This window comes from Caballeronia sp. LZ043 (assembly GCF_031451075.1).
Classification (GTDB): Bacteria; Pseudomonadota; Gammaproteobacteria; order Burkholderiales; family Burkholderiaceae; genus Caballeronia.
This window is the reverse complement of sequence record NZ_JARUXT010000001.1, coordinates 1,784,319-1,796,115: the sequence shown is the minus strand read 5'-3', so window position 1 is coordinate 1,796,115 and position 11,797 is coordinate 1,784,319. Positions and strand designations below refer to the sequence as shown.

7 protein-coding genes and 1 pseudogene are annotated in these 11,797 nt (G+C 65.5%); 1 reads left to right on the top strand and 7 read right to left on the bottom strand.

Annotated elements, in window-relative coordinates; all coding sequences use genetic code 11:
- Positions 1-9 precede the first annotated feature (9 nt).
- Together QCE64_RS08075 and QCE64_RS08070 are read right to left on the bottom strand one after the other, a co-directional pair.
- A complete protein-coding gene (locus QCE64_RS08075) occupies positions 10-1,446 on the bottom strand; it encodes a 3-oxoacyl-ACP reductase (protein WP_310003361.1) in 1,437 nt (478 codons plus the stop codon).
- Between the two features lie 66 nt (positions 1,447-1,512).
- The gene (locus QCE64_RS08070) at positions 1,513-4,017 is read right to left on the bottom strand and encodes an acyl-CoA dehydrogenase (protein ID WP_404987311.1); all 2,505 of its coding nucleotides are present in this window, start codon (positions 4,015-4,017) and stop codon (positions 1,513-1,515) included.
- Between the two features lie 501 nt (positions 4,018-4,518).
- On the opposite strand from QCE64_RS08070, the gene QCE64_RS08065 reads away from it, so the two are divergent.
- Positions 4,519-4,869, top strand: a complete 351-nt coding sequence (locus QCE64_RS08065) for a hypothetical protein (protein ID WP_309916705.1) — start codon at positions 4,519-4,521, stop codon at positions 4,867-4,869.
- A gap of 73 nt (positions 4,870-4,942) precedes the next feature.
- Here QCE64_RS08065 and QCE64_RS08060 read toward each other — a convergent pair whose 3' ends face one another.
- The 5 genes and pseudogenes from QCE64_RS08060 to QCE64_RS08040 form a co-directional block, all read right to left on the bottom strand.
- Complete coding sequence (locus tag QCE64_RS08060) at positions 4,943-6,169, bottom strand: MFS transporter (protein ID WP_309916702.1); 1,227 nt, start codon at positions 6,167-6,169, stop codon at positions 4,943-4,945.
- A 319-nt stretch (positions 6,170-6,488) separates the two neighbouring features.
- On the bottom strand, positions 6,489-8,948 hold the full coding sequence (locus tag QCE64_RS08055; protein ID WP_310003359.1) for a DUF6351 family protein: 2,460 nt from the start codon (positions 8,946-8,948) through the stop codon (positions 6,489-6,491).
- Positions 8,949-8,965: 17 nt separating this feature from the next.
- Positions 8,966-9,796, bottom strand: coding sequence for an OmpW family outer membrane protein (locus QCE64_RS08050; protein ID WP_309808547.1), 831 nt, complete (start codon positions 9,794-9,796; stop codon positions 8,966-8,968).
- 19 nt (positions 9,797-9,815) lie between these two features.
- Positions 9,816-11,057, bottom strand: coding sequence for a DUF2957 domain-containing protein (locus QCE64_RS08045; protein ID WP_309916692.1), 1,242 nt, complete (start codon positions 11,055-11,057; stop codon positions 9,816-9,818).
- A 42-nt stretch (positions 11,058-11,099) separates the two neighbouring features.
- Positions 11,100-11,708, bottom strand: a pseudogene (locus tag QCE64_RS08040) (DUF2957 domain-containing protein); the annotation flags it as partial.
- Positions 11,709-11,797: the final 89 nt, after the last annotated feature.

Below are 11,797 nucleotides of genomic sequence, written 5' to 3'. Positions count from 1 at the left end.
GCGGGCTCCTCACGCGCCGATCAGGCTCTGGCCGCACACGCGCACCACGTTGCCCGTGATGCCCGCGCTGCCCGGGCTCGCGAGCCAGGCGACGGTCTCGGCGACATCGACGGGCAGGCCGCCTTGGCCCATCGAGTTGAGCCGCCGGCCCGCCTCGCGCACGCCGAACGGCATGCGCGCGGTCATGTGCGTTTCGATGAAGCCCGGCGCCACGGCGTTGATCGTGATGCCGCGCGCGCGAAGGTGCGGCGCCAGCGCATGCACGCGGCCGATCACGCCGGCTTTCGAGGTCGCGTAGTTGGTCTGGCCGCGATTGCCCGCGATGCCGCTGATCGACGACACCGCGACGATGCGTCCGCCGTGCTGCAGGACGTTCCCGGCGAGCAGCGCCTCGTCGATGCGCGCCTGCGCCAGCAGGTTGATGTCGATCACGCTGTCCCACAGTTCCGCGCTCATGCGCGCAATGGTCTTGTCGCGCGTGATGCCCGCGTTGTGCACGACGATATCGATGCCGCCCGCTGCCCGCAGCGCGGCGGCGATGGCCTCGGGCGCTTCGGGCGCGGCGATGTCCTCGATGAGCGCCGCATGGGCGCCGCCCGAGGGCGATGCGTCCTCGATCGACAGCATGGTCTGGTCGAGCGCGTCGCGGGCGGCTTCGACATCGAGCCCGGTGACGATCGCGCCATGTCCGGCCAGCACCGCCGCGATCGCCGCGCCGATGCCGCGCGCCGCGCCCGTCACCAGCGCGCGCCGGCCCGCAAGCGGTTGGCTCCAGTCGACAGGTGCGACGGAAGGGTTGGACGATGTCTCGAGCGTGACCACCTGTCCCGACACATAAGCAGAGCGCGGCGAGAGAAAGAAGCGCAGCGCGGCTTCGAGGTCCGCACCTTCGGCCACGCGCAGCAGGTTCGACGTGATGCCGTTGCGCGCCTCCTTGCCGAGCGAGCGCACCAGGCCTTCCAGCGCATGTTGCGCGGTGGCGGCGGCGACGCTCGCGCAGGTCCCGGGCGGCCGCCCCAGCACGACGATACGTCCGCTTCTCGCAAGCGAGCGCAGCGCGTCGTGGAAGAAGGCATACGGCGCGTGAAGCTGACCGCTGTCCTCGATGCCGGTCGCGTCGAAGATCAGGGCCTGCACGCGGTCATTGTCGTGCGCGCCGCTTGGGCGCGGCTCGAAGCGTCCGCTCATCGCGCCGTGGCGTGCGGCGACCGGCAGCCAGCCGGCCGCGCTAGCGTGCGCGACGCCCGTCATGCCGAGCGCGGCGAGCACGTTCATCAGGGCGTCGAAGAGAGCGGGCGACGGCCCCGCGCCAATTGCAGCGAGGCCGTGGAATTCGGGCTCACCGGGGCGGAGGCGGCGCAGCATGGAGGGACGCGGCAGCCCGAGCGAGCGGGCAATGCTCGTGCCGAAAGGCGAATTGACGAAGTCGAGGTAGCGGTCTTTCATCGATTGGCGTTCGGTCGTCGGGCGGCGCGGAGGAGGTCTCCAGGATCGACGGGCACGGGCCGCAGTTCAGGCGATCGTCTCGGGCGCCTGCTGTTCGAGCGCCTCGCGACGTTTCTGCAATGCTTCGAGGATACCGAAGTCTGCGGAAAAATCATCGACTTTCACGGCTTCGCGCGCATGGACGGCCCATTCGGCCAGCAGACGCCGCTCGCCCGCATCGATGAGGCCGCGCGCCTCGGTGTTCCGCGCCCACTCCTCGACGGCGTCCGGGCTCTGCGGCAGCGAGGCAATCTGGCCGGCTTTCACGGCATCTCGCAGACGGGTTTCGAGGGCGGCGACAGCGGGCGTCAGCGCCAGCAGTTTCTCGCCGCGCGCGATCGGATCGTGCTCATTCGGCGAAACGTGCGCACCCGCGACCAGCCGCTCGCGCGCCTCGCCCGGCGTTTGCAGCAGGCGCGCGACTTCGTTGCCGAGGGCATCGGCGCAGGGTCCGTGCGGCAGGCCGAACGGGAACGCCAGCGTACGCAGCAACACGGCAGCCGGGCGGTTGGGCGTGTTGGCGAGCAGGCCGTCGAACGCCATGCACGCCTGATGCAGCGCGTCCTCGACGCCCCAGCGCACCAGCGGCAGGTCGCTTTCCTGACGGCCCTCGTCCTCGAAACGCTTGAGCGTCGCGGAGACGAGATAGAGTTGCGACAGGATGTCGCCCAGCCGCGCGGACAGACGCTCGCGCCGCTTCAGTTCGCCGCCCAGCACGAGCATGGAGACATCGGCGCACAACGCGAAGGCGGTCGACAGCCGGGTCGCCGCGCGATAGTACGGCGCGAGACGCGCATCGGCACGCGCCGGCCGGCGGATCAGCGCGCCGCCGCCGCACGCGTACACCAGACTGCGCAGCGCGTTGGACGCGAGGAAGCTCGCGTGGCCGATGAAGGCGTCGTCGAACGCGTGCAGCGCACGTGCGTGATCGGCCTCGCGCGCCGCGGCCATTTCCTTGAGCACGTAGGGATGGCAGCGGATCGCCCCCTGGCCGAAGATGATCAGGCAGCGCGTCAGGATGTTCGCGCCTTCGACGGTGATCGAGATCGGCATCTGCTGGTAGGCGCGCGCCAGGAAGTTCGACGGCCCCATGCAGATGCCCTTGCCCGCGACGACGTCCATGCCGTCGTTGATGACCTTGCGGGCGCGCTCGGTGATGTGGAATTTCGCGATCGCGGAGATGACCGACGGTTTTTCGCCGAGATCCACCGCCTGCGCCGACAGGCGGCGCGCGGCGTCCATGACGTAGAGATTGCCGCCCATGCGGCCGAGCGCTTCCTGGATGCCCTCGAAGCGTCCAACCGGCGTGCGGAACTGGCGCCGCGCCGCTGCGTACGCGCCGGTGCCGCGCACCGCGAGCTTGGCCATGCCGACATTCGACGACGGCAGCGAGATCGCCCGGCCCGCGGCCAGGCACTCCATCAACATGCGCCAGCCGCGGCCCACTTGCGCGCGGCCGCCGATGACCCAGTCGAGGGGGATGAAGACGTCGGTGCCCCAGTTCGGGCCGTTCTGGAAGACCGCGTTCAACGGCCAGTGGCGCCGGCCGATATGCACGCCCGGATGACGCGTCGGGATCAGCGCGCAGGTGATGCCGGGCGCGTCGTCGGGACCGAGCAGATGCTCCGGGTCGAGCGCGCGGAACGCGAGGCCGAGCACGGTGGCGATCGGGCCTAACGTGATGTAGCGCTTGTTCCAGGTGACGCGGAAACCGAGCGTCTCGCGTCCTTCGTGCAGCCCGCGGCACACGATGCCGACATCGGGAATCGCGGCTGCATCGGAGCCGGCGTAGGGGCTCGTCAGCGCGAAGCAAGGAATCTCTTCGCCGCGCGCGAGCCGCGGCAGATAGTGGTTCTTCTGTTCCTCGGTGCCGTAGTGCAGCAGCAGTTCGGCGGGACCGAGCGAGTTCGGGACCATCACGGAGACGGCGGCCGCCGATGAGTGCGTCGACAGCTTCATGATGACCTGCGAATGCGCATACGCCGAGAAGGCCTTTCCGCCGTAGCGCTTCGGAATGATCATGCCGAGGAAGCCTTGCTCCTTCACGTAGCGCCATGCCTGCGGCGACAGGTCCTGCCAGACCGCTGTGGTGTCCCAGTCGTTGGCGAGCTCGCACAGCCGCGCGCATTCGTTGTCGATGAAGCTGCGTTCCTCCGGCGTGAGCGTCGGCGCGCCGTGCGCGAGCAACGCATCCCAGTGCGGGCGTCCGGAGAACAGCTCGGCGTCCCACCAGACCGTGCCGGCTTCGATGGCGTCGCGCTCGGTCGAGGACATCTCCGGCAGGATGCGGCGGAACAGGGCGAACACGCGCCGGCTGAGCAACGCGCGGCGCAGCGGGCGGATCGCCAGCAGCACTGCGGGCAGCACGAAGACGATGGCCAGCAATGCCGCTGCCGCCATTCCCGTCACGCCGGTCAAGGGGCCCGCGCCGACCCAGAGTGCGAGTGCCGCGAGCCACGCAAGCGCGGGTGCCCGGCAGAACGCCAGCGCGCCGGCAAGCAGCAGGAAGATGACGACGTACAGAGCCAGCATCACGGCCTCCCAGACCCGAAGCCTCGAGCGCGAGGCTGTCCATGTCATTGACGCAGCACGTCATGTGCCGTACGTCTTGATGCGTGCCTCTAAACAGATGAACGGCCTGGAGGCCAGCGGTCAGGCAGAGGCTTGATCGGGAGCTATGCCGCTCCAGCTGCGATAACTCTGAAAAACTCAAAATGGGGAAATTTCGCGTTTCGAGTTGGGACCGGGCGAGCAAGAATGGGCGGGTGGGTTCGGTCCTGCGCATGGTCTGGAAGGCCGGTGTGCCACCGGTCGATATCGATCCCCGCGCGGAGCGGGGATCAAAAGGGCGCTGTGGGTTCATCTTGCCGGAGTTCACCACAGCCAGTCACAACTCGGAGTGCTTCTAGTTGCGACCACCTGCACGTGCACGTGGTTGGAGGAGCATAGTTGAACTCGAATAATCTGGATCACTTGGAGAGGCTAAACATAGGCGCTGTTCCGGTTGAAGCCACGTTTCCGGACTGGGCCTGCATGCAGGGCTATGTGCTCTATATTTTCTTCGGGATGAACGGTGCATGCCGCTACCTGCGCGTGCCGCTGGACGAATCGCTGATCGCGACAATCCAGGCCGCCGGCTGCGACAGCGGCTTCTCGTTGTATCGGGATCCTGGCGGACGCCTGACGTCCGTCGGGAGGTTCATCGGTCTGGTCTGTCTGGAGCAGGCCATCCCGCCGGCTGCGATCTGCCACGAACTCGGCGTGCCCGAGCGCATCCTGAATCGCCTGCGACGCGAGCGGGAGGCATGCGCCGGCCATCCGCCGGACGCCAGCGCGTTCGAGAGCCTGCGGATGCTCGCGCTCAAGGGCGAGATCAAGGCATAGCAGTGGTGGGAGGGCGGGCGCGGTGCGCGGATGCGGTCCGCGCGCCTTTACGGTCGCGCGTTGCGCACAGCGTCTAGCTGCCGGCGCCCGCGCTCTCCGCTGATCGCGTCATGTCGATACCCCTGCGTTCACGGCTGAAGAAGATGAGCCCCGCGATCACCACCGCGACCACGCCCGCGACAATCGCCATGGCCATGCCGTAGTTGTTGCCGTGCGATGTCGCGATCTCAGCCTGCATCGTCGCATTGACGGCGGCCAGCAGGTTGCCGAGCTGGTAGACGAGTCCGGGGAAGGTTGCGCGAATCTCGTCGGGGGAGATTTCGTTCAAATGCACGGGAATCACGCCCCACGCGCCCTGCACGGAGATCTGCATGAGGAACGCGCCGATCGCCAGCATGACCGGTGTCGTCGAGAACGCCCAGAGGTACAGCACCGGCAACGCGATCAGCGCGGCGATGAAGATCGCCAGACGCCGCCCGATCTTCTCGGACAGCGACCCGAAGAACAACCCGCCGACAATCGCGCCGATGTTGAGCACGATGGTGATGACCGACACGGTGTGCGGATCGAAATGATGTTGTTCGCGCAGGAAGGTCGGATAGAGATCCTGCGTGCCGTGCGAGAAGAAGTTGAACGCGGTCATCAGCACGATTGCATAGAGCGACAATGTCCAGTTCCGCTTGAGCGTGGCAATGAGGCTCGGGCGCGGGCGCTTCTCCATCGCGCGCCACGCGGGGGACTCGGGAACATGCGCGCGGATGTAAAGCACGAGCAGGGCGGGAATCACGCCGACGAAGAACATGCCGCGCCAGCCGACAAACTGATACAGCACCCCGAAAACAATCGAGGCCAGCAGGTAGCCGCTGGGATAGCCCGCCTGCAGCAGGCCGGACACGAAGCCGCGCGCGGAAGGCGGCACGGTTTCCATCGTCAGCGCGGAACCGACGCCCCATTCGCCGCCCATCGCGATGCCGAACAGCGCGCGCAGGATCAGCAGCGTCATCAGGTTGGGGGAGAGGCCGGAGAGAAGCTCCAGCATCGAATAGATTGCGATATTGATCATCAGCGTTGGACGGCGGCCGAACTTGTCGGCGAGGCGTCCGAATATCAGCGCGCCGAGCGGGCGCATGGCCAGCGTCAACGTAATGGCGAATGCGACGTCGGGGATTTTCGTATTGAATTCGGCGGCGATGTCTTTCAATACGAAAACCATCAGGAAGAAATCGAATGCGTCGAGTGTCCAGCCCAGATAAGCGGCGATCGTTACGTTTCTCTGTTCGCGCGTCCAGTTCATTGCCACGTGCTCCGTTGGAATTGTTTGATTCGAATTGGCAGATCAACAGGGAGCGACGCAGCAATAAATGCGCCGCCCGCAGGCGCGACGGCTCAGCGGCCCCGCGCAACCGCGAGTCTACGGCGGCCGGCCAACTCATGCTTGATCAAACTGCTCTCGTTCGGAAAAGGCTGGCAGTGAATCCGAATCAATTAATACACGAGTCATTCAAATCTGTTAATCACGGTGAACAGGTGAATCATTAATGAAAGAAGACATCTCGAGAGATTGCAAGGTTCTGGAGAGTCTCCAAATGTGACGCCGGTTTGCATACCGGCAGAATTCATTATTGATACAGAGACTGAGCGAATGCCGGGCTGGCCCAGCCGACGCTCCAGTTCCGTGCAGCGGGAGGCATTGCCTGGCCGCCGTAGATCACCGATCCGTCCGGGTTCTGGTACGTCATCCACGGAACGGCCCCGGTCTGATCGACGCCGGGCTGAGAGAAATCGCAGACTCCGGCAGGGAATATCGCCTGCATCTGGGCCCACTGCTGATCGCTGAATGGAATCGGACCGTAATTGTCCGACCGGTTCAGCGGTTTGCGCTCGCACTTGTTGACATCCATCGCAACGGACTGCCCCGCCACGATGCGCGGCGTCTGATAGACCGGTATGACGCTGTTGCTGCACAGCCCGGGCTGAAGGTTGCCGCTTGAATCGAAGCAACTGTCTACAGCGTTCGCGGGCTTGTCCGCCGACACTTTCTGCGCGAGCGATAGCGCACTGGCGTCGGCCTCGATGTTGTTCAGCCAGGTTTCCAGCGTCTTGAACGCTTTCAGGAAGCAGGTCGTGTCGCCCGACATATAGGCGGGGCCGCCGAAGATCACATGATTGACGTGATTGCCGAACGCGTGATCCAGGCGCGCTCGAAGCGCGAACGTGCGCGAGGTGTCGTGCCCAGCCGGGTTGGGGCCGAGGCAATCCACGATCGGCGTGGCGTCGAGGTGATTGGCTTCGTTGATCATGCCGGCCCGATAGACATTCTGGAGCGCAGGCTCGTCCGCCATCACGCGCGTCGCAGTGGGAACGCCATTGATGTCCAGGGCGCCGACGTTCTGGTTGAGATCGAGAAACTGCGCCAGCGATATCGCCCCGTTCTGAAGCGCGTTCAATCCGTATTGCACCCCGACGTTGTCGTACGGACGGCCCGCGAAACCGTGACCCAGCGCTTGTTCGGTTGCCGACCAGACGCCTTGCGCACGCAGGCCGAAGATGTTGACGGCCCAATCGGTGATGCCGCATCGAACGCCGCTGGGGTTGGTGTCCGCGTTGAAGATGATGGCAGGGTTTTTGATCCCCGGGCATGAACCGACGGCGGTTGGCGAAGCAGAGGCGCCATTTGGATAGACGGCAGAGAAAAACGCAAGATCCGTCAAGTAGATATTCTGATCGACGTTCGCAGGAATCAGGTTGCTTCCGATCAAGCCGAGCAGCGTAGAAGGGAGCGCTGTCGGCACACCGCTCAGTGCGGAGGCTGCCGCTGCGATGCCCTGCGCGCCCCACGGGCTGCCGATATCCCCGTAGACGGCCTGCTGGGCCTGCGGGCTCCAGGCAATCCCGCCGGCGCTGACGCCGTACTGGCCGAAGTAGCTCAGCAACAGGTGGTTATCCGCCATTTGCGCGGCGGATCCCCAGGCATCAGGGAAGGCGGCGGACGCCAGCAACGCCTGATACACGCCGGGATAGGCATTTTGAACCCATTGCTCGGCCAGCGAGCCGCCAGACACGCCCATCCCGATGGTGTAGCGCAAGCGGCCATAGTTCTTGATGAAATATTCCTTGGCCATGATGAGAGATTCAGCCTGAATGGCGACATTGCAATCGACGGCGCTATTGGCCAGTGCGGTGCTCAGCACGGCGAATCCTTTCCCCAGCGCGTAAAGCACAGTGTCATTGGCGGCGGAAGAGCCGTCAGTGACGACCGACGGATTGGCAGACTCACCGAAGAAGATCCCGCATAGACTGCCGTGCGTGATATACAGCGTGCGATTGAATTGCGGCTGGGGGCTGATCGCGGTCCACGCCAGCGCCGGTTGGTAAAGCGTCGCGATCTGATACTGGCTGCGGTCCTGATAGCCCGTTTCCACCCGGACGATGAACGGCACCGTCACGCCCTGCTCGGTCGTGACGGTGGCGACATCGTGGGGTGGCCGGCCCGGGTCATAGGGCTGAAGCCCTTGCAGTGACGGATTGGTCGACAGATATAGCCAGCTATAGATGGGCGCCTGGTTGCACTGGGCGTCGGTCGCTCCCGGCTGGCAGGGCCAAGGCTGAATCTGGGGCCCGGAGAATATCGGCCCCCCCAGGGGGTGATCGATGAGGGTCTGTTGCGCCGTCGTCAAACCCGGTCCGGATACCGATAAGGTGTTTGACCCCGGCGACAGGCCGGTCACGAGCCCGATGTAGCTACCGGAAGCGTCATAGGCGAACGCCTTGCGCTCGTCGATGCCGTTCAGCGATACATAGATGTTCTGCGCGTTCGCGCCTTGCGGCAGATCCAGTTCAATCAGGGCGTTGCCGCCGCTCACCAGATCCGCGCGCCCGGACAGCACCTTGATGACGGGCGGAGGCGCACTGGGCGCGACTGCGGCGGGATTGTTTCCAGGGGTCCCGGTATCGGTCGAGGGGCTCGAAGACGAGCCGGTCGAGCCGGTCGAACCCGAACCGCCGCCGCACCCGGCCAGCAGCAATGACACCAATGCCAGCAGCCCGGTCTGGCGAAGGGATTGAATTCGGCTTGCCATCGCGATTTCCCGATTGTTCAGAATTTGTAGGACACGGCGAGAAACGTGATCAGGGGATCCGCTTTCAGGTCGGACTTGGACACCGCGAGTGTCGTGCCGTCGGCGGCCTTGATCGTCACCGAAGAGGTGGTTTTCAACGGGATATAGGACAGCGATGCAAGCAATCCCCAGTGCTCCGTGATGTTGAACAGGAAGCCCGCGTTGAATACCGGCTGCCATGACGACGACGCATCGCCCGACACCTGCGTCGGACCGGGTTTTCCTGCGCCCGCCGCCAGAACCTGACCCAGCGTGTTACGCGTCTGCGCGATGAAGTTGTTGCCAAGCTGGACGTCGCTGAACCAGTTGTACGAGACGCCGACGCCGAGGAAGGGCCGGAATCGGGAAGTTGGCTGTCCGATGTAATACTGCAGGATGACAGCCGGGCTCCACAGCCGCGCGGACTTCACGACGGGATTGACCGCCCCGAGGCCGATGTTCTGGGTGCCCAGCGTGCCTGCCGGGCCGGGTGGGGTAATCGTGCCGCTTCCGTACACCTGGAACTTCGGCGGCACGCCGGCCAATGCGGTGACGGCAAACTGATCCGTCAGAAAGTGGGAGAAGGTGATGCCGAGCGTGTCGGCCTGCCCGACGCTCAGCCCGGTTCCCGGGGAATTGAACGACGGCGGCAGGCCCAGCGCGCCGTTCATGGGCGTGGGTGCGACATACGTGGTCAGCGAGCTGCTGCTGTCTTGCGGAAACGCATGCAGCCATCCCAGCGACACGACGTTGCTGCCCGCGCTTTGTGCCGACGCGATGCAGGGCAGCAGGAACGCCGCACACGCCACGGCATGAAAGATTCGTTTCATCGAAGGCTCCGGGTTCCCTTCACTGCACGAACGCGCCGATCAGGAAATAGGGCGACGCGGGGGTGGACATGTCGAGGAAGCCAAACACGCCTCCTGTGAAAAGAAACGTGCCGGTGGGCGTTGCGCTGGCCGCATCCGCGTGCGTGGTACTGATCGCGCCCGGCAGCGTCTGCGTGTAGTCGAGCGTCAGGACGGTCGCCAACGAGGCCTGGGACGCGTTGAACGGATCGAACAGCGTGGCCCGGGTGTCGGCGAGCGCGGTCGCGCGGTAGTCGAACCGGCTGTCGGCGCCGATGTACTCGCCGTTCTGGGATCCCGACGCAAGCTTCGTCTGCGGCGCCAGGATGGCAATGCCCGATTCGTCGTCGGCGGTCAGGGGCGGGACGCCGTTCGCGTCAGGCTGCGTGCCCGGGTTCGCCGCACCGGTGCGGATCATGATCGGCACCCGCTGGCCTCGCAATGTGCCGACGATCAGGTAGCCCTTCGCCTGCGCCACCGGCGCCAGCGTCGGCTGGATCTGCCCCTGGTAGTGATCCGTCTCGAACGCGCCGCTGCCGTTCGAGGAGGCCGTCAGGTTCGTGCCCGGCTGTCTGCATGTGCCGGCATAGAGGCCTGTCGTGTCGCAGCGCGACCAGCTGCCGTCCGGATTGATCGTCACGCTGGCGTTGATGGTCGTCGGCGCAAAGTTCTGCGAGGGCACCTGGGCGTAGCCGATCTGGTTGTACGTTCCGGTGATGTCGGCCAGATCCGTATCGAGCGTCGCAAACCCGATGAACGGGAAGTAGGGAAAGGTCGTGTCAGGGATGGCGCCCTGGCCGCCGTTGCCCGCGTACGCCAGCTCCTTGCCCGGAATGGTGCCGCCGATCACGCCGTCGCCGACGAACACGCGCGCCGGCCGTGCAGGGTCGAGGCTCGCGCCATTCAGCCGGTACGCGCAGCGGTTGAGGCTTTGCGTCGCGAGCTGCGTTTCCGGGGTGAGCGTGCCGCTATCGAGCGTGCCTGCGCGCGTCGGCACCACGGTGCCCGGCGTTTGCGGGATCGGCGACGCCACATAGGTGACCTGCCAGGTGAGCCGGGTGGTGTCGAGCTGGATCCTGACCAGTTCGCCGTCGCCGGCCCCGCCCGTGAAGACCGTCCCGTAGTCGAGCGACGACGGACACAGCGGCGCCTGGACCAGCGGCGCCGTGTTGTCGGTCGCCCCTCCGCACGCCGAGAGCAAAAGCGCGGCGCCCGCCATCGTCGTTCTGATGGTGTTCTTCATGGATCTCCTCCGCAGCGCTTCCGTTTGGAAGCGCCTGTCTTCTTATGGATTGCCAGGCTGGGCGGCCGCGCCGGAAAGCGCGCCTACGCTGAAGTAGGGCGAGGCCGCAGCCGGTGTGATGGCGGCGCCCATCCCGATTCCGGACGAGGTCGACGCGAGGCCGCCGTTCGCCGAGCCTTGAATCAAGGCCGCGTACAGGCCGCCAGCCGCAATCAAGTCGCCCTGGTACGGCGCATTGCCGCTCTCTGCGAGGTGAATGACGCCGGGCGTCGACTGCCCATAGTCGAGCGTGAATGCGGTTTCAGGCTGCTGGGATGTCGGGTCGATGAACGATCCGGTGGCGCCGTTGATGACCGTTCCCGCGTACTTGAAGTTGGAGTCGGCCCCAGCATAAGTGCCGTCGATCGCGCCGCTCTTCAGTGCGGTTGCGTGGCTCAGGACGGCGATGCCGGATTCGTCGTCGACCTGTGCGTTGGTGAAGTAAGGCGCGGTGCCGGGAATCATGAGGCCGGTTCGCACGATCACCGGAATGGTTGCGCCGTTCAACTGGCCCAGAACCATATGCGCCGATGCAATGAGGCCGGCCTTCGGCAGCGTCATCGCGGAGAGCAGGGGGATCGTGCCGCTGAGGGCCTGGGCCGTCTGCTGCAGGACAGGCACGATGGCCGGGTCCACGAGTCCCACAGTGCCGAGGAGGCCTTGATTGCTCAAGGCGCCGGCTATGCCGTTGATCGTCGCAA

Coding starts and splice junctions, on each gene's coding strand:
- QCE64_RS08075 (WP_310003361.1), bottom strand. CDS start 1,446: ATGAAAGACCGCTACCTCGACTTCGTCAATTCGCCTTTCGGCACGAGC.
- QCE64_RS08070 (WP_404987311.1), bottom strand. CDS start 4,017: ATGCTGGCTCTGTACGTCGTCATCTTCCTGCTGCTTGCCGGCGCGCTG.
- QCE64_RS08065 (WP_309916705.1), top strand. CDS start 4,519: ATGCAGGGCTATGTGCTCTATATTTTCTTCGGGATGAACGGTGCATGC.
- QCE64_RS08055 (WP_310003359.1), bottom strand. CDS start 8,948: ATGGCAAGCCGAATTCAATCCCTTCGCCAGACCGGGCTGCTGGCATTG.
- QCE64_RS08050 (WP_309808547.1), bottom strand. CDS start 9,796: ATGAAACGAATCTTTCATGCCGTGGCGTGTGCGGCGTTCCTGCTGCCC.
- QCE64_RS08045 (WP_309916692.1), bottom strand. CDS start 11,057: ATGAAGAACACCATCAGAACGACGATGGCGGGCGCCGCGCTTTTGCTC.